At 44.5% G+C, this 21,125-nt stretch carries 23 protein-coding genes; 11 read left to right on the top strand and 12 right to left on the bottom strand.

Going from position 1 to position 21,125, the window contains the following annotated elements; translation table 11 throughout:
* Nucleotides 1–4: 4 nt before the first annotated feature.
* The 8 genes from AC07M6_RS00375 to AC07M6_RS00340 all read right to left on the bottom strand — a co-directional run bounded on the left by AC07M6_RS00375 (nucleotide 5) and on the right by AC07M6_RS00340 (nucleotide 7,778).
* Nucleotides 5–97 carry an AgrD family cyclic lactone autoinducer peptide gene (locus AC07M6_RS00375; RefSeq protein ID WP_494886633.1) on the bottom strand — a complete coding sequence of 31 codons (93 nt, stop codon included), beginning with the start codon at nucleotides 95–97 and terminating at the stop codon, nucleotides 5–7.
* Nucleotides 98–203: 106 nt separating this feature from the next.
* Nucleotides 204–1,046 carry a 50S ribosomal protein L11 methyltransferase gene (gene prmA / locus AC07M6_RS00370; protein ID WP_494886631.1) on the bottom strand — a complete coding sequence of 281 codons (843 nt, stop codon included), beginning with the start codon at nucleotides 1,044–1,046 and terminating at the stop codon, nucleotides 204–206.
* Between the two features lie 44 nt (nucleotides 1,047–1,090).
* A complete protein-coding gene (locus AC07M6_RS00365; RefSeq protein WP_494886630.1) occupies nucleotides 1,091–1,558 on the bottom strand; it encodes a hypothetical protein in 468 nt (155 codons plus the stop codon).
* A 98-nt stretch (nucleotides 1,559–1,656) separates the two neighbouring features.
* Nucleotides 1,657–2,421 carry a triose-phosphate isomerase gene (gene tpiA, locus AC07M6_RS00360; protein ID WP_494886629.1) on the bottom strand — a complete coding sequence of 255 codons (765 nt, stop codon included), beginning with the start codon at nucleotides 2,419–2,421 and terminating at the stop codon, nucleotides 1,657–1,659.
* Nucleotides 2,422–2,524: 103 nt separating this feature from the next.
* Nucleotides 2,525–3,697, bottom strand: coding sequence for a putative sugar nucleotidyl transferase (locus tag AC07M6_RS00355; RefSeq protein ID WP_494886627.1), 1,173 nt, complete (start codon nucleotides 3,695–3,697; stop codon nucleotides 2,525–2,527).
* A 68-nt stretch (nucleotides 3,698–3,765) separates the two neighbouring features.
* Entirely contained in the window at nucleotides 3,766–4,014 is a 249-nt protein-coding gene (locus AC07M6_RS00350; protein WP_494886626.1) for a type B 50S ribosomal protein L31, read from the bottom strand.
* Between the two features lie 274 nt (nucleotides 4,015–4,288).
* Nucleotides 4,289–4,879 (bottom strand): alpha-ketoglutarate-dependent dioxygenase AlkB family protein, encoded by a 591-nt coding sequence (locus tag AC07M6_RS00345; protein WP_494886624.1) that lies wholly within the window; start codon nucleotides 4,877–4,879, stop codon nucleotides 4,289–4,291.
* 253 nt (nucleotides 4,880–5,132) lie between these two features.
* On the bottom strand, nucleotides 5,133–7,778 hold the full coding sequence (locus AC07M6_RS00340; protein WP_494886622.1) for an MBG domain-containing protein: 2,646 nt from the start codon (nucleotides 7,776–7,778) through the stop codon (nucleotides 5,133–5,135).
* Between the two features lie 396 nt (nucleotides 7,779–8,174).
* Between AC07M6_RS00340 and AC07M6_RS00335 the strand changes: the two genes are divergently transcribed.
* Both AC07M6_RS00335 and AC07M6_RS00330 read left to right on the top strand, forming a co-directional pair.
* Nucleotides 8,175–8,984: a hypothetical protein gene (locus AC07M6_RS00335; protein ID WP_494886621.1), complete on the top strand. Its 810-nt coding sequence runs from the start codon at nucleotides 8,175–8,177 to the stop codon at nucleotides 8,982–8,984.
* 104 nt (nucleotides 8,985–9,088) lie between these two features.
* Complete coding sequence (locus AC07M6_RS00330; protein WP_494886620.1) at nucleotides 9,089–9,841, top strand: hypothetical protein; 753 nt, start codon at nucleotides 9,089–9,091, stop codon at nucleotides 9,839–9,841.
* A gap of 458 nt (nucleotides 9,842–10,299) precedes the next feature.
* Here AC07M6_RS00330 and AC07M6_RS00325 read toward each other — a convergent pair whose 3' ends face one another.
* On the bottom strand, nucleotides 10,300–10,671 hold the full coding sequence (locus AC07M6_RS00325) for a nuclear transport factor 2 family protein (protein WP_494886618.1): 372 nt from the start codon (nucleotides 10,669–10,671) through the stop codon (nucleotides 10,300–10,302).
* Between the two features lie 221 nt (nucleotides 10,672–10,892).
* Here AC07M6_RS00325 and AC07M6_RS00320 point away from each other — a divergent pair, with 221 nt between their 5' ends.
* On the top strand, nucleotides 10,893–11,396 hold the full coding sequence (locus AC07M6_RS00320) for a hypothetical protein (protein WP_494886616.1): 504 nt from the start codon (nucleotides 10,893–10,895) through the stop codon (nucleotides 11,394–11,396).
* A 231-nt stretch (nucleotides 11,397–11,627) separates the two neighbouring features.
* Here AC07M6_RS00320 and AC07M6_RS00315 read toward each other — a convergent pair whose 3' ends face one another.
* On the bottom strand, nucleotides 11,628–12,173 hold the full coding sequence (locus AC07M6_RS00315) for an ImmA/IrrE family metallo-endopeptidase (protein ID WP_494886615.1): 546 nt from the start codon (nucleotides 12,171–12,173) through the stop codon (nucleotides 11,628–11,630).
* A 23-nt stretch (nucleotides 12,174–12,196) separates the two neighbouring features.
* On the bottom strand, nucleotides 12,197–12,544 hold the full coding sequence (locus AC07M6_RS00310) for a helix-turn-helix domain-containing protein (RefSeq protein ID WP_494886613.1): 348 nt from the start codon (nucleotides 12,542–12,544) through the stop codon (nucleotides 12,197–12,199).
* Nucleotides 12,545–12,726: 182 nt separating this feature from the next.
* On the opposite strand from AC07M6_RS00310, the gene AC07M6_RS00305 reads away from it, so the two are divergent.
* On the top strand, nucleotides 12,727–13,002 hold the full coding sequence (locus AC07M6_RS00305; RefSeq protein ID WP_494886611.1) for a hypothetical protein: 276 nt from the start codon (nucleotides 12,727–12,729) through the stop codon (nucleotides 13,000–13,002).
* Nucleotides 13,003–13,199: 197 nt separating this feature from the next.
* Here the strand turns inward: AC07M6_RS00305 and mce are convergent, their stop codons facing one another.
* Nucleotides 13,200–13,601, bottom strand: coding sequence for a methylmalonyl-CoA epimerase (mce, locus tag AC07M6_RS00300; protein ID WP_494886609.1), 402 nt, complete (start codon nucleotides 13,599–13,601; stop codon nucleotides 13,200–13,202).
* 91 nt (nucleotides 13,602–13,692) lie between these two features.
* Between mce and AC07M6_RS00295 the strand changes: the two genes are divergently transcribed.
* The 7 genes from AC07M6_RS00295 to AC07M6_RS00265 all read left to right on the top strand — a co-directional run bounded on the left by AC07M6_RS00295 (nucleotide 13,693) and on the right by AC07M6_RS00265 (nucleotide 21,113).
* The gene (locus tag AC07M6_RS00295; RefSeq protein WP_494886607.1) at nucleotides 13,693–14,904 is read left to right on the top strand and encodes an IscS subfamily cysteine desulfurase; all 1,212 of its coding nucleotides are present in this window, start codon (nucleotides 13,693–13,695) and stop codon (nucleotides 14,902–14,904) included.
* A 126-nt stretch (nucleotides 14,905–15,030) separates the two neighbouring features.
* Nucleotides 15,031–15,444 carry a Fe-S cluster assembly scaffold IscU gene (gene iscU / locus AC07M6_RS00290; RefSeq protein ID WP_494886605.1) on the top strand — a complete coding sequence of 138 codons (414 nt, stop codon included), beginning with the start codon at nucleotides 15,031–15,033 and terminating at the stop codon, nucleotides 15,442–15,444.
* 86 nt (nucleotides 15,445–15,530) lie between these two features.
* Nucleotides 15,531–15,857, top strand: coding sequence for a HesB/IscA family protein (locus AC07M6_RS00285; protein ID WP_494886604.1), 327 nt, complete (start codon nucleotides 15,531–15,533; stop codon nucleotides 15,855–15,857).
* A 348-nt stretch (nucleotides 15,858–16,205) separates the two neighbouring features.
* A complete protein-coding gene (locus tag AC07M6_RS00280; protein ID WP_494886603.1) occupies nucleotides 16,206–17,027 on the top strand; it encodes an MOSC domain-containing protein in 822 nt (273 codons plus the stop codon).
* 312 nt (nucleotides 17,028–17,339) lie between these two features.
* Nucleotides 17,340–19,022 carry a ribulokinase gene (locus AC07M6_RS00275; protein ID WP_494886602.1) on the top strand — a complete coding sequence of 561 codons (1,683 nt, stop codon included), beginning with the start codon at nucleotides 17,340–17,342 and terminating at the stop codon, nucleotides 19,020–19,022.
* Nucleotides 19,023–19,031: 9 nt separating this feature from the next.
* Complete coding sequence (locus AC07M6_RS00270) at nucleotides 19,032–19,730, top strand: L-ribulose-5-phosphate 4-epimerase (RefSeq protein WP_494886600.1); 699 nt, start codon at nucleotides 19,032–19,034, stop codon at nucleotides 19,728–19,730.
* Nucleotides 19,731–19,751: 21 nt separating this feature from the next.
* Nucleotides 19,752–21,113, top strand: a complete 1,362-nt coding sequence (locus tag AC07M6_RS00265; RefSeq protein WP_494886599.1) for a glycoside hydrolase family 27 protein — start codon at nucleotides 19,752–19,754, stop codon at nucleotides 21,111–21,113.
* Nucleotides 21,114–21,125 lie beyond the last annotated feature (12 nt).

Genomic DNA, 21,125 nt, shown 5'->3' with positions numbered 1-21,125 from the left:
ACTGTTACAAATAAACGTAAAATGCCCAATCGCCACAATTAATATTTTCAAGTCCCTTCGGGACTTTTGGTTGGTAGAAAATAAAAACGACGAACACGAGGCGTTCCTATCGGAACGCTTGGTGAATTGGATTAATGTTTCTACCAACCAAATGTGCCTAACGGCACATCAGAAATCAAATTAATTTTTAATGTAATCCAGGTCTACTCTTTCACAAACTTTGCGGCTACCCAATCCTTCATTTTTAAATGACTTACATAGGTTAATCCATGCTTTAAAGCTGCGGCTGTGATCATTTCCAAATCCACAGCTTCATAAAATCCGCTGAAATAGATCACGCCGCCATCACATAAAACCTGACTGTAGGCAGGCATCTGATCAAGCAGAATATTGCGGTTAATATTAGCCAAGATAACATCAAATTCCGCATCAAAAGGGATCACTTCTTTAGACCCGCACAATGGGGTAATATTATAGATGCCATTGAGTTCGGCATTCTCGATAGTGCTTTCGTAACATACCACGTCATAATCAATAGCCGTGATCGTTTCGGCGCCTAATTTAGAGGCAAGTATGGCTAAAATGCCGGTCCCGCAACCCATATCCAGCACATTTTTATCCTCTACATCTGCCGATAGCAGCAGCTCCATCATCATGGTAGTAGTTTCATGATGCCCGGTGCCAAAGGCCATTTTAGGGTCGATAACGATTTCGTACGGGAAATCCAACCGTGGTTGATGGAATGTAGCCCGCACATATACCTGGTCGCTTACCTGCATGGGTTCAAAATTGCTTTCCCAAATCTCGTTCCAGTTTTTGTGCTGCACCAAGTGAATATCATAGCTGAAGGTAAACATGGCATGATAAGGTGCCAGCTGCTCGGCCAGGCGTTCATCATCAAACACATCAACCGGGATATATGCCTTAAAGCCGGCCTCCACTTCTTCAAAAGTATCAAACCCTATTTCGCCCAAAGCATTGATCAGCAGGTCTTGCTGAAAATCTTCGGTTGGGAGAGTGGTGAAATGGAGTTCGTAGTAATTCATTGGGTAGATATGAGATGTTAGATTTGAGATATGAGAAATTAAGATTATTCTTTGCCGGTTTCCTCCACCGTATTCGCTTTCCTGAACGCTTTCAAATCCAACAGCAATAGCACTAAAAAGTTTACCAGCCAGTAAAACAGCTGCACGCCGGTCATAAACAGGCCAATATGGATCAGGTGTTCGGTACCTACTGCCCTGTCCCATATCATATAGGCAATACCACCGGCCGCAATTAAGCAAACGATGGTGATACCAATAAAAATACCGATGGCTGCTTTATGGCGTACCAATATCTTATCCCACAAGGGTAAAATGATGAGGTATTGGGTAAGCACCGCTATCACAAACTGAAAGGGCGCGAAGATCTTATAATAAGCAATCAAACCTGCTGCCGAACCATCGCCAATATCCGACAATCCCTCGAAGCTATGATGCAGGGGATTGTATTTGATCACTACCGCGAATACAAAAAACGCGACAAGCGGCGGAACGATTACTTTTAAGAATCTCATTTCTTTCAGTCCGAAAGACCGAAAGTCGGGAAGTCGGAAAGATGCAAACAGCTTAAATAGCTTTCGGTCTTTCCGACTTCCCGACTTTCGGACTAATATTAATTAAACGTTTTTACGATATCCACAAAATCGCGCGATTTCAGGGAAGCGCCGCCTATCAGTCCGCCGTCAATATCGGGTTGGGCAAATAGTTCAGCCGCGTTTTTAGGGTTGCAGCTACCACCGTAAAGGATAGTCATGTTATCGGCTACAGCCTGACTGTATTTAGCGGCAATTTCCTTACGGATAAAAGCATGGATCTCCTGCGCCTGTGCCGATGATGCGGTTACACCCGTACCAATAGCCCAAACCGGTTCGTAAGCAATAACTAACTGTGCAAAATGCGTTTCATCTAAATGGAAAACACCTTCGGCTAATTGCGATTTGATCACATCGAAATGCTTTTCGGCGTTACGCTCGTCCAATGTTTCGCCAATGCAAAAGATGGGTTTCAGGCCGTTGGCTAATACCGTATCGGTTTTTTTGGCCAGCAGGGCGTTATCCTCGCCAAAATACTGGCGGCGTTCCGAGTGGCCTAATATCACGTAAGTAGCACCAACCGAGTTGATCATTTTAGCCGAGATCTCGCCGGTGTAAGCGCCGCTTTCGGCCTGGTGGGCGTTTTGCGCGCCAACAGCAACCTTAGCATACCCCTTAGCCATTTGCGCCAGGCTGTGTAAATGTATAAACGGACTGCATACCACAGCAGTTTGGCTGCCAGTCACTTCGTCCTTTACCATATTGACTACTTCCGAAAACAAGGACAGGCCCTCGTTGTAATCCATGTTCATTTTCCAGTTGCCGGCTACTATTTTTTTTCTCATGATACCCCCTAACCCCCTAAAGGGGGAATTTTTGGTTTATATTTATTTGTAATTAGTTGATTCTATATATTGTATTGCCCCATTTCGTTCCCCCTTCAGGGGGTTAGGGGGTTCGTGTTAATTCAAACACTTCCTTCAAAATCGCCTGCTCGTTCTCATCAAATGCACGATGCTCCCTGCGGGCGAATACTTTGGCGGTGGTTTCCAGCATTTTTGTAATGCGGTATTCTTCAAAGCCATCGGCGCCGCCCCAGCTAAAATCGGGCACGTGGTTAACCGGGAAGCCCGGGCCAAAAACATTGGCACCTACCCCTACCACTGTACCGGTATTAAACATGGTGTTAATGCCGCTCTTAGCATGGTCGCCCATAATTAAACCGCAAAATTGCAGTCCGGTTTTGCGGTAATGCTGTGTGGCATAATCCCACAGCTTTACCTCAGCGTAGTTATTTTTTAAGTTGCTGTTATTGGTATCGGCACCCAGGTTACACCACTCGCCAATTACCGCGTTGCCTAAATAGCCTTCGTGCCCTTTATTGCTGTAGCCCCATATCACGGCATTATTAACCTCGCCGCCTACACGGCAATAAGGGCCAATGGTGGTGGCGCCGTATATTTTAGTCCCCATTTTAACCTGCGAATGCTCGTTAATGGCAAAAGCCCCGCGGATATGCGTGCCTTCCCAAATTTCGGTATTGGCGGCCAGGTAAATGGGGCCGTTGGTGGTATTAAAGGTATTACACTCGCTCAGTGCGCCTTCCTCGGCAAAAAAATCGGTACCGATAATGGTGTTGGTGGCGCTCATCACCGCGCTTTCGCGGCCTTTGGTGATCAGGCTGAAATCCTTGCGCAGTTCGATATCGTTATAACGGAAAATATACTCGGGGTAACGGATATGCACCGGCAGGTGCGTAACGCTGGCAGCCAGGTATTTGGTTGATGGATCAAACTTAGCCGCATCGCCGGCATCCAGGCGCACGGCAATCAGCTGGTCCTGGTAGTTTAGCGCCTGGCCTATCTGTAGTTTGTCAACCGCTTCCAGCAGGGCCTCATCGGGACAGATAGCGCCGTTGATGAACAGGTTATCGGCCGTAATATTGATAGGGAACTTACCTTGCAGGTAAGCGCGGGTATGCCACGAGTAGGCCTGCCCCAGGTGTTTGGCCCATTTTTCGGCAATGGTCATGATGCCGATACGCAGGTTGGCCACCGGGCGCGTAAATACTAAGGGGAGCAGGTTTTGATACGAGTTATCGTCGAACAGGATGATGGCCATGTGGCAAAAATAAAAAAGTCTCCCGATGTATCGGGAGACTTTCAAACTTATTTATTTTATAAGTACAATTATTTTTTGTTGTAACGGGTACGGAATTTATCGATACGACCTGCAGTATCAACCAGTTTCATTTTACCGGTATAGAACGGGTGCGAGGTGTGCGAAATTTCCAGTTTCACTAACGGATACTCGTTGCCATCTTCCCATTTTACTGTTTCGCGGCTATCGATGCATGATTTTGTGATAAAAGAGTACTCGTTAGACATATCTTTAAACACAACTAATCTATAATTTTTTGGATGCAGGTCTTTTTTCATTTCTTAAATTCCTTCTAAAAGAGGTGCAAAGATAGTATCTTTTTTATTATCTATCAATAGAATGCGTAAAATTTATTAACATTTATGTTGGGGTGAATTTAACCACAAAGCCCACTAAGGATTTGCTGATACTTCAGCACAAAGGTCACTAAGGAAGATAAGATTTCTAAAATAGCTTTGTGTTCAGAATTAGGTCACTAAGTAATTAAATTCATAAAATAGCTTTGTGCCCTTCGTGGCTCCTCCCTTTGTGGACTTTGTGGTTAAATCTTCGTTAACGCCCAGCCACCATCGTCCTAAATGTTAAATTAACCCGAGGCTCCTTCACCTTTTTACTTTTGGGCAAACTATGCAGCCAGTGAGTTTGTGTGGTGCCTTTCATAACCAGCAAACTGCCGTGCTCCAGCATTAGCGATGCGGCTTCCTTACTTACCCGGTGCTTCAGGCTGAACTTCCGTTCGGCGCCGAAGCTGAGGGAGGCGATGGTGCTATCCTTGCCCAGCATCTTTTCATCATCGCTATGCCAGGCCATGCCTTCGTCGCCGGTGTGGTACAGGTTAAGCAGGCAGGAGTTATAATGCTCGCCGGTAAGTTGTTCGGTTAAGGCTTTCAGGGCCAGCAGGTCGGGGGTCCAGGCTAAAGCCGTGCGTGTAGTGCCCGAGTAAGCATAGTCGAAATCCTGATCGCCGTACCAGGCTACCTTGCGTTTGGTAATGATATGCCGCCCGAAGATCCTGGCTTCGTCGTTTTTCCATTGAATAGTATCCAGTAGTATTTGCAGGTAACTATCAGCTTCGGCGGTGCCCATTACCTTGCCGTAGTAGTTTACCGTACCATCAAAGGGGAGTATGTTTTGTAAATGCATGGTGGCAAATGTAGCAGGGCAAATGTAGGGTTAAAACCCGTTTCTTGCTATGTGCTGCGCGTCATTGGGTCATTCGCTGTGCTGTCATTGGGTCATTGTGTTTGCTTTGCGGGTCCAACTTCTGCCCTCTTTCCGCCGCAGCGGCTTTGCATAATCAACACCTTGCAAACGCACCACAAGCGCTTGGGATCGGTTCTTGATATGTTGTGCTCGTTGGATGGTTAGCTATAAAGAGATACCCGGTCTGTTGTCATTAACGGCTTAGCAAAACGTATCCTGATAATATTTTCACACTTTTTTTATTATTAATAACATAATAATAAACAGCCGCAGGAAGATCACTGTTTTTATAACGACCATCCCATGGTGTATTATATCCTATTGAATAATATACCAGTTGCCCGTTCCGGTTAAAAATCTCCACCGCTATATCTGTCGAGCCGTTTAAGTTTTGAATATTCCATACATCATTGATACCATCGCCATTGGGCGTAAAAGCGTTAGGAATAACTAATTTACGAGTATCTGCGTCAACAGTAAGTGTACCCTCTTCATAGTTAAATATATAATTATCAGCAGCACCGCCGCTTGCAATAATCGGATATTTACCAATTGGCGAATTGGGCACCGCCACAGTGCTAATTAAAGGGACAAATTTTAAATTTGACAACCCCTCGTTATTAACAAAACCAGTGTAAGTAGCAGTCAGTACCGGGTTTGGATCACCAAAATACCGATTCTGGTTGTTTACTTTAACCTCCAATACTGCCGGAATAACATTGCCGGCCGGAACAGCAAAGGTAGCATCCGCTGCCTTACTGGAAGATAAAACGACATTGCCGGAATAATTACCAACCGGAGTTAAAGCCGCCAACCTGATATAGATTGTCATCGCAACAATGGATCCGCCAGAGGGCGTAAGGGTGATATTGTTGCTAAAACTGACATTATTTGTACTAATTTCAAACCCCTGCGGAGCCGTTATTAAAACACTGGATTGCAACCAGGCTCCAGATACCTTAAAAGTATTTGTAACGGATGGTGTTCCGTATGTTGTTGATAAGGCTGATAAGGCCCCGATTATGCTTATTGCCGGTAAAGGATTCACTGTTAACACTCCATCCTGGTAAGTAAATAAGTAATTATCGGCCGTACCGCCGCTTGCAGTAATTGGATATTTACCTATCGGTGAGGAGGGGGTAGCTGCCGTATTAATTAACGGGACTGCTGATATATTTGATAAATTCTCATTGTTTACAAAACCTGTATAAGTGGCAGTAAGTACCGGGTTTGGATCGCCAAAATATCTGCTCTGATCGTTTATCTTAACTTGCAACATTGCAGGAGTAACATTGCCGGCCGGAACCGCAATATTAGCATTCGCTGCTCCATTAGCAGACAAAACGATATTGCCGGAATAACTGCCAACCGGAGTTAAAGCCGCCAACCTGATATAAACTGGCATATCGTTAATTGAACCGTTAGAAGGCGTAAGGTTAACCGTATTGCTAAAGTTGGCGTTATCGGTACTAATTTCAAACCCGGAAGGAGCCTTAATTATAATATCGGAAGTTAGCCAGGTTCCTGATACGTTAAATATGCCGGTAACAGAGGGGGTACCGTAAATTGTTGACTGGGCTAATAGAGCATTGGTTGTACTTATAGCGGGTGAGGGATTAACCGTAATTTTAAATTTTACAGGCGCACAATTATTATCGCCAAGAATAAAGTTACCAATACCAAGCGCACTTGAACCTGCAGGCAAACTGACTGTAGTGATTGTGGAATTATTTTCAGCATCTACCACAGTTACCGAACCACTTACTTGATTAACTACCAAAACACGTTTTCCGTCGGGACTAATACTTAACCCAATTGAGCCAACGCCTCCTAATGGCGCGGAAGCGATAGTTTGCCTGGTTGCTATATCTGTAACCAACAGCCTATTGGTACTGCCATCTCTGGTGTACAATAATTTACCGTCGGGGCTTACAGCGGGCGATACAGGATAATAACCTACAGGAATAGTTGATGTTACCGTATTTGTAACGGTACTTATTACTGAAACACTATTAGACACTTCATTACAAACATAAACAAACGCACCATCCTTACTTGCAGTAATTCCCCAGGGTTGGATACCTACAGGTATGGTTGTTACTATCGCTCCTAAAACTGTATTAATAACAGTGACGGTTCCAGCAGTATTATTACTGTTAGCATTTGAATCGTAATTTGTAACGTACAGTAATGTTCCGTCAGCATTGGTCACCAAGCAAAGTGGGCCTTTCCCGGCAGGAATTTTTTTTATTACCGCGTTAGTAGCGGTATTAATGACAGAAACATTTCCGTCATTAACATTACCGACATACACCCGGCTACCATCAGGACTTGCACATAATGAGTAAGGGTAAGATCCCACTTTTATAGTAGCGGTTACCGTATTTGTTAGCGAATTGATAACTGAAACAGATCCACCAAAGGAATTTGAGACATATACACAGTTGGTTGCGGGACTAACCGCTACACCTACCGGTACATCCCCAACAGGAAACGTTTTTAACACACTATTTGTAGCAAGGTTAATAACAGAAACCGTATTAGCATAGCCATTAGTAATATAGGCCATTCCGGATACGGCAGGGGTAGCGGTAATAGTGGCTGTTATTGGGGTATTACCCGTATTTACGGGGATAAATGATGCAATATCGCCGTTACCCTTAGCAGGTAAACCAATTGCAGGATTATCATTAACCCAGTTGTAACTGCATAAAGCACCGGTAAAAGTTATTTGCGCACTTGGAATACCATTTGTAAAATTTTGATCTGTCTGCGCTTCGGAACAAAAACAAATAAGCAATAAAATAGTAGTAGTTATAATATAACGAAAGCGCTTCATTTAAGATAAGGTTGCCTATCAAATATTTTTTAAAAGTAATCAAATCCTTTAAGAATCGTCCCATCTTCTGGCGCAACTCCGCCAATATCTCATTTACTCTTGTCGGGTACGCAAAGCAAGCCAGCTTATTATCAGCCCTATTGCTATGTGCTTCGCGTCATTGGTCATTCGCTGTGCTGTCATTGGGTTATTGCTTTGCGGGTCTAACTCCTGCCCTCATTCCGCCTGCGGCGGAAAGAGGGGGAACGCGCTGCTGAACTTCTTATCGTTTTAGCGGTTAACGCACAACTCCCCATTTTAAAATCCTTTACTATATTTATCGCCATTACGCTGCCCCATTTTGTAACATTTATAATTTACGGCGTCTAAACCATATCTCTTAAAATTATCTCTATAATGAAATATCTATTTTTAGCCAGCCTTGCCGCTTTAACACTTGCAGGCTGTTCATCAAACCCCGGCCCGGGCCAGGGCAACCAGGTAAACATTCAAAGCAATACCGCCGGCGGTTTCGATGTTAATAAACTGGCCCCCATTGTTAAAAAAAGCACCGATCCGGCCACGCTCGAAAGCGCTATCAATACGGCAGCTAACGGTATTACCAATCTCGATTTAAACAACGATGGCAATATCGACTATCTGAAAGTTAAAGAAGAAGGCAGTAACCGCCTGAAGGTGATTGACGATGTAGACCCCAATCAATCGGTTGATGTAGCTACCATCAGCATCACGCCTAATCAAAATAATAATACGGCCGGCCTAAACATTGTTACCAACCCCGATTATGGCGGCAGTGTGTACCAATACCACTCCAACTTTGGCTTTACCGATTTTTTATTGTTAAGCTACCTGATGCGCCCGCACCCGTATTACGTGCCCATGTACCACTACGGCTATTATCCGCGTACTTATGTGCGCACCCATGTTTATACATCGCGCCCTAATGGTTTTGCATCGCGCAGTAACCCTGTTTACCGGGCAACGCCTGCTTACCGCCGCAGTTTAAGTTCGCCGTCGGGTTCGCAAAGATCGTTCTCAAGGCGCAGTAGCGGTTCAGGCAGCAGGTCTGCAACCCGCAGCACAGGTTTTGGCTCGGGCAGTTCGTCAAGCCGTAGTTCAAGCTTTGGCCGCAGTTCGGGTTCGTCCAGCCGCTCGTTCGGCAGCAGCAGGTCATCCAGTTTTGGCCGCAGCGGCAGGCGCCGTTAATCAGCCTTAACGAAACAAAAATTGATCAGGTTATCATTACAGCAGGCGCTTTTAAGCGCTATATAAAGCAAGGTGTGCTAAATAATGCCACCGATACCCATAACATGAAACTTACAGAAGAACAGAAAAAAAATTTCAGGTCGATTATTTTGCTCGACGCGATGATTAATAACGACCGGCAGTTTAGTACCGATGTTAATAGCGACGATATGCTATTGGCGCCCTTGTTAAAAGAGCTGATGGCGCAGGGTTACGTAATTTTTACAGGCGGCAATTACAAGGTGAGTTCGAGCGGCAAGGATGTACTCGCCACGTTTAACAAGCGCTATGCCGAATACCTGAAGATATACGATATATATGCCTTTGTTGATTTGGATAAAGGCGAGTTTGCTTTTTCGGGCTACTTTGATTTTGATAGCGACCAGGCCTGGGACGATTTTAAAAACGAAGACCGTTTTGAAGACCTGCGCATCACCGTGGCCCTGTTTAAAAAGATGGACCCGGCCGAGATTGTGTTTATGGCCTTCATTAACGAAAACCGTTTTGATACCGGCATAAGCGGCTGGCAAAAGGACTTACTGGGCGACGCTGTTTGGCAGGAGATAGAAGAGATTATAGACACCGCCATTAAACCCGAAGAACTGGGCGCCGATGCCATGGAAGACATGATCAACCAGGGTTCGGCCATTTTACGGTACCTGTTGGAGCAGGAAGAAGCCCGCCGCCGCGACGAAGGGAACGGCGCAGGCTATACCGAAGATGTAATTGTAGAAGAAACCGTTGAATACTACCAGCCCTATTATTACGATCCCTACTATGTATCGCCGGTGTGGTACCTGCCGCTGTTTTTGTGGTAGATACCGCGCATTTTTCCACCATGTCATTGCGAGGTATCCCGATAACTATCGGGACGAACTATACAGAGCGGCTCTTTAGGTGTGAGATTGCTTCGTACCTCGCAATGACAGGTTTAGCGCAGGGGGTGTCATGGTGAGCTTGTCGAACCATGGTGGGTAAGCCTCACACGCACCCTTCGACAGGGTAACAGCCTCCCCCCCTGTCATCCACACCTTTGGGCTGGGATTTGATAACTCGCACTGACAAGCTACTTACCTATCGCTTGTATAGGGTTAACACAACTTAACACAATTCAGCCATTTTTCGACTTAATGTATTGATAATCAAAATATTAACTTTTTATCGTGTTAACCCTGATTTGGACGCAGTACAAAGTATATAAGACACTGATTATTAATAAATTACCACAAATCGCTACCGCAAGCGTCCTTGCTTGCGGCCCGCAGGACAAGCGGGGTTATTTATCGGGTGCATCAAGAAAAAGATGCAGCGATTTGATCTTGCCATCCTCAATTATCGCGATATCCATGCCTGTTGCAACAGGTGGTTGGCCGGGTATTCCCAACGTCCATGAAATATGCTGTACCTGGTGGTTTACTTGTGGCGGACGGTTCAACTCAAATTTAAATTCAAGCGGCCATTGCGCCTGCAGTTTGTCAACCAAATCATTTATGGCCTGGTAACCTGTAATTGCCGGGCCTTCGTTCGACTCATAAAATACCATGTCGGCAGCGTACACCTCTTTCATGGCCGCTAACCGCTTTGCGGCATCCCGGTCATTCCAAATTACCAATAAACTATCTTCTAAAAGTTTTGCTGAATTTTCCATTCCGTTGTTTTTTTTGCCTCAAATTAATAGTATTTGAACGGATTAGCAATATGTTTTATCATTAAATAAAAACCAAGAAAAGGCACGGGTACACATCCTTTAACCCTGCGCTGCATACTCGCGCCAGTGAAGGCGCGAAGAAGATAACTTTCTGTCTACAACCAGCGTATACAAATAACTTTTCTAATAATTAACAAATTATTAACTTAAACATTAAGGAAATGAAAACAATTCAAAGACTAAGCATTTGCGTGTTCCTGATGATTTTCTTTATTCCCGCAATTGCAAACAGTGGAAAGTTAAAACCGTTCCACGTTATTCCCGGTACTAAAATTGGTAAACACTTTACGTATTATGTATTGAATTACAGACTTATTGATATGGGTCTAAATTCTACATCCGGGCAGCATGATTATGTTTGGCAAAGTTGGTTATCTACGGATGAAGACAACGTCGCTATTCGCGTAGTTGAAACTGTTACTTCACATTTTACTGGAAACTCAAACTTTGACGTCAGTATATTAGCAAACCATTACACAGGTAGTATATCTGGAATTACAGGGCCTCAGTATTACACTGTGCCGGCTGACTTAATCCAGCTTTGGGACAGTACTCATACTTATTACTATGATAATATGACTATTGAAACATCCGCTGGCAATATGTATTATGGCGAATATGACAGTTTGCCCGTTTTATATAATCCAAGTGTAGATTATGAGTAAAACTAATAGTTAATGCATGATTAACTATTTACAAGGCTTGATTAATTAGCTAATTATTAAAGTGTTAAAGGACTTGTAGCTTGCCTGCGGCAAACTACAAATCCTATTAAAAGACTGTAAAGTTTAGTTTGATGATTATATTTTCCAGGTACAACAGAAAGGGCACGAGTACACATCCCTTAACCCTGCGCTGCATACTCGCGCCAGTTGGGGGATAGCTGAGGGATTTAATTAATATTGAGAATACTGCATGATATTTGACAATCTATAAGTCATAGCAAGAATACTAACCTCAAAATTTTCGGCTAATTTGTCAATCAATGCTGCTTCATCAAGCTTCCTAAATTTAACTTTCTTTAATTCTTCAATAACAAGATCTGCAGGCATCAAAATTGCAGCAGCAAATGCATTTGCTTGCTGCTCTTGTTGCATTTCTATCGTATCATATTGTTTACTACTTCTATACTTCACTAAAAAATCTCTATCAATAAATAGTTTTTCATTCTTTCGATGAAGTATATAGTGACCTAACTCATGAGCAATTGTAAATCTTTGTCGATTGATACTGTGTTTATCATTATAACTTATAACAGCTCCTGAATCATCGCCTAAAATTAACATACCAGAAACTTCATCTCCTAAATCATATGGAACTAATGCTAATCCTAATCCTTTTACTACTTTTTCAATAGGTATAGCAGGTTTAACTATATTAAAGCGTTCAAGCAATTTTATAGCCTCATCTTCTGCCTTATTGTATAATTTGGTAATTGGCATATAAATTTATTAACCTTGTTAAGTTACAAATGTTTTTTTAGCATATCTATATTCTTGATCAGGTTTTTTAAATTCCCTACCTCTGAAGAATCAATTCGACTTTTGTACTTTTTATTCAAAGCAGCGATAGAGGACTCTTCAAAGAAAATGGATTTCAATTCATTCAAATCAAGGTCCAAAATATTGGCAATCTGAATAAGAGTATGTATCTGTACCTTTTGAATTCCCTTTTCTATATTAACGACTGAAACACGAGATAAGTCTATTCCTTTTGCTAAATCTTCTTGATTTAGTTTTTTTTCCGAACGCCTTGCTTTAATTAGTTTTCCCAATGCTTCATAAAAAGGCTGTTGATTATTAGCTATTCCCATAAAAACGTATACGTAAAAAACTTCACAAAGTTATCAATTAATACATGATAGTTAGTATGTAACTCATACTCTATTTTTAGCTATGATTTTTAATGTATGTAACACATACATTAAAAATTGTATTATTTACTTGACTTTTTAAAAACATTATTTATCTTTGCTATAATTAAAAAACTAAAAAAATGGGACAAAAAATCGGAAACGTAGTGATTTCATATGACATTAATAGAAATCACACAGAAGTAAAAAATGCAATGATTGCAAAAGGTTATTTTGATAACTGGAGAATAGGTACTGGAACAACTTATATAATGCCTAATACAACTTTATGGAAACAATCTATATCTACTGATCAAGCATTAATTGATTTAAAAAATACATGTACATCGCTTAATGTGAAAATAGAAAAGGCTGTGGCCGTATTGGCAGAAGAGTTTGTAGGTGAGAATAATAATTAAGCAAACATTAGATAACAAAGAAAGGAGGTATTAAAAATGGCGAACAGTAAATCACAATCTTCTTATAGAAGTGCGAAATCAGGTCAATATGTTACAAAAAAATATGCCGAAACGCATAAATCAACGACTGTAAAAGAAAGTAACAAGAAAAAATAAGTATCATTTAAATTCAGACCCTTGGAGTAAACCAAGGGTCTTTATACCACCTCCATACACAACTCCACCAAAACCCCATTAACCCCCTTCGGGTGCACAAAGCAAACCAGCTTATTATCCGCACCACGTTTTGGCTCATCATTCAGCAGCACAAAGCCCTCCTTGCGCAGGCGTTCCATTTCGGCTACAATATCATCAACCTCAAAGGCAATATGATGGATCCCCTCCCCTTTTTTGGCGATGAATTTGGCAATGGCGCTATCGGGGTGGGTGGCTTCCAGCAGTTCAATTTTATTGGGGCCGGTTTGTAAAAAGGCGGTTTTTACGTGTTCGCTGGCTACTTCTTCTACCTTGTAAATATCGGTGTTCAGTAACTTTTTATAGATGTCGCCGGCTGTTTCCAGGCTATTTACCGCGATACCAATATGTTCTACCTTTTTCATAGACAAATATTGCAAATTAATGACTGCCTAAGGCATATTGCGTAATTTAAAACTAAAAGTTTACTTATCTTTGTACTGTTAATTTTTTGCTATGGAATTTCCTATTTATTTAGATAACAACGCGACTACGCCAATGGACCCACGGGTGCTTGAAGCTATGCTGCCTTACTTTAACAATAAGTTTGGTAACGCGGCCAGCCGTAACCACGCTTTTGGCTGGGTGGCTGAAGAAGCTGTTGACTACGCCCGCGAACAAGTGGCCAAGCTGATTGGCGCTAACGAGAAAGAGATCATCTTTACATCAGGCGCTACCGAAAGCGATAACCTGGCCATTAAAGGTGTGTTTGAGATGTACAAAGAAAAGGGTAACCACATCATTACTGCTACTACCGAACATAAGGCCGTGCTGGATACCTGCAAGCATATCGAAAAACTGGGCGCGCGCATTACCTATTTAGATGTTAAATCTGACGGCTTAATTGACCTGGCCGAACTGGAAGCTGCCATGACACCCGAAACCATTTTGGTTTGCATTATGTACGGCAATAACGAGATTGGTGTAATACAACCTATTAAAGAAATATCGGCCATTGCCCACAAACACGGCGCTTTGTTTATGACAGACGCGGTACAGGCAGTTGGTAAGATCCCTGTTGATGTTAATGCCGATGGTATCGACCTGCTGGCTTTATCGGCACATAAAATATACGGACCTAAAGGTGTTGGCGCATTATACGTTCGCCGTAAAGGCCCAAGGGTTAAAGTTACCGCCCAAATGGATGGCGGTGGTCACGAGCGCGGTATGCGTTCGGGTACGCTGAATGTTCCGGGTATTGTGGGTTTAGGTAAAGCCTGCGAACTTTGCGGACTGGAAATGGAAAGCGAAGCAAAACGCCTTTCGGCCATGCGCGACCGTTTAGAGAAATCGCTGACCGTGCTGGAAGAAAGCTATGTGAACGGTAATGTAGAACACCGCTTACCACATGTAGCCAATATCAGCTTTAAATATGTAGAGGGCGAAGGCTTAATGATGGCCATGAAAGATCTGGCGGTATCGTCAGGTTCGGCTTGTACTTCGGCATCGTTAGAGCCATCGTACGTGTTGAAAAGCCTGGGTTTATCCGATGACCTGGCGCACTCTTCTATCCGTTTCGGTTTAGGCCGTTTCACTACGGACGAGGAAGTTGACCACGCCATTGAAGTAACCCTTAAAGCCGTTACCCACCTGCGCGAACTTTCGCCGCTATGGGAAATGTTTAAAGAGGGTATCGACCTTGACTCGATTGAGTGGGCGGAACATTAAGAAGAAGTCCGAAGTCAGTAGTCGAAAGTCTATAGTCTTTGGAACACTTTTTGAAAATAGAATAATAATATGCGAGTCGGTATTTCTGACTCAGAACTTATAACTTAAGACTTAATACTTAAAGACATGGCTTATTCAGATAAAGTAATTGATCACTACACCAATCCGCGCAACGTGGGTACTTTAGATAAAAGTAACCACAAAGTTGGTACCGGCCTGGTGGGTGCCCCTGAGTGCGGCGACGTAATGCGCCTGCAAATTCAGGTTGATGATAACAACATGATCACCGATGCCAAGTTTAAAACCTTTGGCTGCGGTTCGGCCATTGCGTCGTCATCCTTAGCTACCGAATGGTTAAAAGGCAAAAGCATCGACGATGCCATGAAGATTGACAACATGGATATTGTGGAGGAACTGGCTTTACCACCGGTAAAAATTCACTGCTCGGTTTTAGCCGAGGACGCTATTAAAGCTGCCATTAACGATTACCGCGTTAAAAACGGTATGGAGCCAATTGCAAGCGAGAAAGCGCATCACTAATTGAAGTCCTAAGTCGTTAGTCTTAAGTCCAAAGTCATCAGTCCTTGGACTTAAGACTAAGGACTATGAACTTAAGACTTAATAACATGGTAACTATAACAGATAAAGCGAAAAGCAAGATAGATCACCTGATGCAGGATGCCGGGCTGGATGCCTCGTATTTTTTACGGGTATCGGTTCAGGGAGGCGGCTGCTCGGGCTTATCTTATAACCTTGATTTTGATAACGAGGAGAAAAAGGGCGACCAATTTTTCGAGGATCGCGGGATTCGCCTGGCGCTTGATATGAAATCATTTTTATACCTGGCCGGCACCGAACTTGATTTTTCGGACGGGCTGAACGGGAAGGGCTTTAACTTCCACAACCCTAACGCTACCCGCACCTGCGGTTGCGGCGAAAGCTTCTCGGTATAATTCAGGCTAATTAAAAATATAAAGGTCGCTTATGAACAGGCGGCCTTTTTTTGTTAAACAATTTTTAGCCTCGCTTTTAAATAAAAGACATCGCAACAAAGACCATCAGTAAGACCATAAGGTAACTTACCATCAGGCTTATAGTTTGCCGGTCGCCGATGTGTTTAGCTCGTTCCTGGGGTGTCATTAAATAAGGATAGATGATGTACTGCTAATGTACCTAATTTTAATTATTAAGCATAATTTAATTTACAGATAACTAATTTCAACCAATATTTAATAGGGATTTTTACCGCTAACTATTAAATTGCATGCATATTTGTTCAAAACAACAACCTGCTTGCCGCCATGCTACATATTAGCGACCTGATTATATACCCCATAAAATCGTTAAAAGGTATTTCCGTTCAATCTGCAAAGGTTACCGACCGGGGGCTGGAGCATGACCGCCGTTGGATGCTGATTGATCACAACAACCGCTTTATCTCGCAAAGGGAAGTACCCCAGATGGCTTTATGTATGCCCGAATTAACAAGCACGGGCTTAACCGTAACCTATCTGCCAACCGCCGAAAGTATAGTGATCCCCTATCAGCCTTTAACTAATCATCTTACAACAGTAACCGTTTGGGATGATGCCTGCACAGCCCAATATGTAAGCCATGAGACCGATGCCTGGTTCAGCCGTATTTTAAAGATCCCCTGCAGGCTGGTTTATATGCCTGATGATACCCGCCGGATAGTAGAGCCCGCCTATACCGACGGCAGTAAGATCACCTCCTTCTCTGATGCTTATCCGTTTTTAATCATCGGCGAGGCCTCGCTGACTGATCTGAGCAAGCGCGTGGGCCAGATCATCCCTATGAACCGTTTCCGGCCAAATATGGTATTCACCGGCGGCGATGCTTATATGGAAGATGAAATGGCGCACTTCACCATCAATCATATCCATTTTTACGGGGCCAAATTATGCGCCCGCTGCCCTATCCCGGGTATTGATCAGGATACCGGCATTAGCGGTAAAGAACCCATAAAAACAATGGCAGCCTATCGCCGTAAAAACAATAAAGTGTGGCTGGGCCAAAACCTGGTACATACCGGCGATGGCGTATTGCATGTGGGTGATGCGATTGAAGTGCTGGAGTTGAAGGCAGCGGCTGTGTTTGATTGACCTCCAAACCACCAATTTGTCATTGCGAGGAGCGGCCAGGATAGTGCATTGGGTGCGACGTGGCAATCCCGTAGCAATGCAATCGTAAACGTGCTACGAGATTGCCACGCTATCGCTCGCAATGACAACGGGGAACAAATTTTTCAGCGCCGTTGTTGGTGTTGCCACCGACCACTTCCCTTTGCAACATGAAGGCGCATTGTCCCCACGCATGTTGTGGGTGACAACACCAACAACGGCTTCCACAATTTTTTTCTCAAAAATTTTATTTAGTAAATAAATAACTGTTAATTTAACAATTATTTATAACCAATGAGTAACCTATCTGAATTTGTGATCGGGGTTGATTATGGCACCGACTCTGTACGCTCTGTTATTGTGAACGCCGGTAACGGGCAGGAAGTAGCCACATCTGTATATTACTACCGCCGCTGGCAGCAGGGGCTATACTGCAATGCAGCCGAAAACCAGTTTCGCCAGCACCCGCAGGATTATATAGACGGACTGGAAACCACCATTAAGGATTGCGTTAAAAAAGCCGGTCCGCAGGTTGCCGCGCAAGTGAAAGCCATATCGGTTGATACTACCGGATCAACCCCCGTCGCGGTTAACGCGCAGGGCGTGCCTTTAGCATTATTGCCCGAGTTTAAAGATGAGCCCAACGCCATGTTTGTGCTTTGGAAAGACCATACATCGATAAAAGAAGCGGCAGAGATAAACGCCCATGCCGAAAAATTTGATACCAACTACCTGCAATATGTGGGCGGTATCTACTCGTCCGAATGGTTTTGGGCCAAATTACTGCACGTGCTGCGGGTTGATGAAACCGTACGCAAGGCCATGCACTCGTGGGTGGAGCATTGCGACTGGATCCCCTTCCTGTTAACCGGCGGTACCGATGCAAAAGATATCAAGCGCGGGCGCTGCTCGGCCGGGCACAAAGGCTTATGGTCTGCCGATTTTGGCGGCCTGCCACCTAACGATTTCTTCTCTTCGCTTGATCCGCTGCTGGATGGCATTACCGATAGATTATACAAAGACACCTACACTTCCGATGTTTCGGCCGGTACGTTAAGCCCTGAATGGGCCGAACGTTTAGGCTTAAGCACCGATGTAAAAATTGGCGTAGGCGCTTTCGACGCGCACATGGGCGCCGTTGGCGGACAAATTGAGCCTTATTACCTCAGCAAGGTAATGGGTACATCTACCTGCGATATTTTGGTAGCGCCCAATGTTGACATGGAAGGCAAATTGGTTGCCGGCATCTGCGGACAGGTAGATGGCTCGGTAATACCGGGTATGGCAGGTTTAGAGGCTGGGCAATCGGCCTTTGGCGATACCTATGCCTGGTTCCGCAAATTGCTGGAATGGCCGTCGCAAAGCCTGTTGCTGCAAACCAAACTGGTAGATGCCGAAACCGCTCAGGCTTTGGCCGATGAGATCTCGGCCAAAATCATCCCCGAATTAAGCAAACAAGCGGCGGCTTTACCGCTAAGTGATAACGCCGAACTGGCTATCGACTGGTTTAACGGTCGCCGCACACCTGATGCTAACCAACTACTGAAAGGCAGCATCAGCGGGTTAAATTTGGGCAGCGATGCACCGAGGTTATTCCGCGCCCTGGCCGAGGCTACCTGCTTTGGGGCCAGGAACATTGTAGCCCGTTTTGAAAGCGAGGGCGTACCCGTTAAAGGCCTGATTGGTATTGGCGGGGTGGCTAAAAAATCGCCCTATATTATGCAAATGATGGCCGATGTGCTGCAAATGCCTATCCGCATCCACCAGTTTGAGCATACCTGTGCCCTGGGCGCCGCTATGTTTGCGGCTACCGTGGCGGGCATTTATCCCGATGTGCAACAAGCTATGGCAGCTATGGGCGGCGGCTTTGATGTGGAGTACACGCCAAATGCCGGTTTAGCCGATTTTTACAGCAAACGCTACCAGCAATATTTAAGTCTGGGCAACTATATCGAACAGAACACTACAGCACATTAATTTAAAAAGATGAGCAAATACAAACATATACAAGAGGCAGCCTACCATGCCAATATGCAGCTGCCTAAACTGGGCCTGGTGCTATTTACCTTTGGCAACGTCAGCGCGGCCGACCGTGAACTGGGCGTTTTCGCGATTAAACCCAGCGGTGTGGCCTATGATGATCTGACGCCGGAGAAAATGGTGATCGTAGATTTTGACGGCAACACCATACAAGGCGATCTGCGCCCGTCGTCGGATACTAAAACGCACGCGGTGCTTTACAAGCACATGCCTACCATTGGCGGTATTGTGCACACGCACTCCACCTACGCTACGGCCTGGGCACAATCGCAGCGCGATATCCCCATTTTTGGCACTACCCATGCCGATTATAATACCGTAGATATCCCCTGCGCGCCACCGATGAGCGACGAGATGATCCAGGGTAACTACGAATACGAAACCGGTTTCCAGATCCTGAATTGCCTGAAAGAAAAAGGTATGGATTACCGCGAGGTAGAAATGATATTAGTAGGCAACCATGCTCCGTTTACCTGGGGCAAAACAGCAGATAAAGCCGTACATAACAGCGCCGTGCTGGAAACAGTAGCTAAAATGGCGCTGCTGACCGAGCAGATCAACCCGCAGGCACCGCGCCTGCAGGATTCGCTGATCCGCAAACATTACGAACGCAAGCACGGACCGGATTCTTATTACGGACAATAAACCTATTAAAAACCTTACCTGATGAAACGGCTTTTATGCTTTTTTATATTACTATCTGGCACGCAATTGTTTGCTCAAACGCCGGTAAAAGTAGCGCAAACCCCGCCGTTAGGCTGGAATAGCTATAATTGTTTCGGCTCGGCCGTGCACGAGGATGAGGTGCGGGCCAATACCGCTTACATGGCCAAAAATCTGAAACAGCATGGCTGGCAATACGTAGTAGTAGATTTTTTATGGGCTTACGATAACCCGCCGGGTAGCAATATCGGTAACCCCTATCAAAAAAACCTGCAGGACGGCTCCTTTGTACCCTGGTTAACCATGGATAAATGGGGACGGCTGCTCCCCCAGCCCAACAAGTTCCCTTCGGCGTTTGGCGGTAAAGGCTTTAAACCACTATCTGATTATGTGCATGCGCAGGGTTTAAAATTTGGCATCCATGTCATGCGTGGCATCCCAAGGCAGGCTGTATGGGCAAAATCGCCGGTACTGGGCGCACCGGGTATTACGGCTGATATGATTGCCGATACCTCCTCCAAATGCCCCTGGATGAACCATATGTATGGTTTAAACATGAGCAAACCGGGTGCGCAGGCTTATTTGAATTCCATTGTAGCCCTCTACAAATCGTGGGATGTAGATTTCATTAAAGTAGATGATCTGTCACGTCCCTACAGCGTAGCCGAGGTAGAAGGTTATAAAAAAGCCATTGAACAAAACGGCAGGCCAATGGTATTCAGTCTTTCGCCGGGCGAAACGCCGGTAGCACAATCGGCACACGTGGCGCAATACGGCAATATGTGGCGCATGGCCGACGATTTTTGGGATAACTGGAAAGAGATTGTCCACATGTTTGAGTACGCCAAGCGCTGGGAAGGCACTGGCGGTCCCGGTCATTGGCCCGATTGTGATATGCTGCAAATTGGCAAGCTATCTAAACGCGGGCCGGTTGGTAAAGAACGTTACAGTCGCTTTACCGAGGAGGAATTATACACCCATATGAGTTTTTGGTGTATCTACCGTTCGCCCTTAATGATCGGCGGTAACCTGCCCGAAAACCGGGAACTGGAACTGAAATTATTCACTAACGATGAAGTGCTGGCCGTAAACCAAAAAGGCGAAAACCCTAAACAATTATACAATAAAGATGGCGCCATGGTATGGTACAGCCACATCCGCGGAAGCAAAAATATTTACGTGGGGCTTTTTAATTTAGGCGATGAAACTAAGAGTATCAGCGTTGATCTTTCGGCCCTCGGACTAAGCGGTAAGGTAACCGTGCGCGACCTTTGGAAAAAACAGGATGCCGGCAGCTTTACCACTTCTTATCAACAACAAATAAACAAACACGGCGCCGCATTACTGATGTTATCGGCCAAATAAAACATAAACAGA

The organism is Mucilaginibacter sp. GW821-FHT07H05 (assembly GCF_059418485.1).
This window is presented reverse-complemented; position numbering and strand designations above follow the sequence as displayed.

Excerpts from the sequence above, each read along its gene's own strand:
- AC07M6_RS00330 (WP_494886620.1), top strand. The coding sequence starts at position 9,089 with ATGAAACTTACAGAAGAACAGAAAAAAAATTTCAGGTCGATTATTTTG.
- mce (WP_494886609.1), bottom strand. The coding sequence starts at position 13,601 with ATGAAAAAGGTAGAACATATTGGTATCGCGGTAAATAGCCTGGAAACA.
- AC07M6_RS00310 (WP_494886613.1), bottom strand. The coding sequence starts at position 12,544 with ATGGGAATAGCTAATAATCAACAGCCTTTTTATGAAGCATTGGGAAAA.
- AC07M6_RS00320 (WP_494886616.1), top strand. The coding sequence starts at position 10,893 with ATGAAAACAATTCAAAGACTAAGCATTTGCGTGTTCCTGATGATTTTC.
- prmA (WP_494886631.1), bottom strand. The coding sequence starts at position 1,046 with ATGAATTACTACGAACTCCATTTCACCACTCTCCCAACCGAAGATTTT.
- AC07M6_RS00265 (WP_494886599.1), top strand. The coding sequence starts at position 19,752 with ATGAAACGGCTTTTATGCTTTTTTATATTACTATCTGGCACGCAATTG.
- AC07M6_RS00335 (WP_494886621.1), top strand. The coding sequence starts at position 8,175 with ATGAAATATCTATTTTTAGCCAGCCTTGCCGCTTTAACACTTGCAGGC.
- AC07M6_RS00325 (WP_494886618.1), bottom strand. The coding sequence starts at position 10,671 with ATGGAAAATTCAGCAAAACTTTTAGAAGATAGTTTATTGGTAATTTGG.
- AC07M6_RS00355 (WP_494886627.1), bottom strand. The coding sequence starts at position 3,697 with ATGGCCATCATCCTGTTCGACGATAACTCGTATCAAAACCTGCTCCCC.
- iscU (WP_494886605.1), top strand. The coding sequence starts at position 15,031 with ATGGCTTATTCAGATAAAGTAATTGATCACTACACCAATCCGCGCAAC.
- AC07M6_RS00340 (WP_494886622.1), bottom strand. The coding sequence starts at position 7,778 with ATGAAGCGCTTTCGTTATATTATAACTACTACTATTTTATTGCTTATT.
- AC07M6_RS00315 (WP_494886615.1), bottom strand. The coding sequence starts at position 12,173 with ATGCCAATTACCAAATTATACAATAAGGCAGAAGATGAGGCTATAAAA.
- AC07M6_RS00345 (WP_494886624.1), bottom strand. The coding sequence starts at position 4,879 with ATGCATTTACAAAACATACTCCCCTTTGATGGTACGGTAAACTACTAC.
- AC07M6_RS00295 (WP_494886607.1), top strand. The coding sequence starts at position 13,693 with ATGGAATTTCCTATTTATTTAGATAACAACGCGACTACGCCAATGGAC.
- AC07M6_RS00305 (WP_494886611.1), top strand. The coding sequence starts at position 12,727 with ATGGGACAAAAAATCGGAAACGTAGTGATTTCATATGACATTAATAGA.
- AC07M6_RS00275 (WP_494886602.1), top strand. The coding sequence starts at position 17,340 with ATGAGTAACCTATCTGAATTTGTGATCGGGGTTGATTATGGCACCGAC.
- AC07M6_RS00365 (WP_494886630.1), bottom strand. The coding sequence starts at position 1,558 with ATGAGATTCTTAAAAGTAATCGTTCCGCCGCTTGTCGCGTTTTTTGTA.
- AC07M6_RS00270 (WP_494886600.1), top strand. The coding sequence starts at position 19,032 with ATGAGCAAATACAAACATATACAAGAGGCAGCCTACCATGCCAATATG.
- AC07M6_RS00280 (WP_494886603.1), top strand. The coding sequence starts at position 16,206 with ATGCTACATATTAGCGACCTGATTATATACCCCATAAAATCGTTAAAA.
- AC07M6_RS00285 (WP_494886604.1), top strand. The coding sequence starts at position 15,531 with ATGGTAACTATAACAGATAAAGCGAAAAGCAAGATAGATCACCTGATG.
- tpiA (WP_494886629.1), bottom strand. The coding sequence starts at position 2,421 with ATGAGAAAAAAAATAGTAGCCGGCAACTGGAAAATGAACATGGATTAC.
- AC07M6_RS00350 (WP_494886626.1), bottom strand. The coding sequence starts at position 4,014 with ATGAAAAAAGACCTGCATCCAAAAAATTATAGATTAGTTGTGTTTAAA.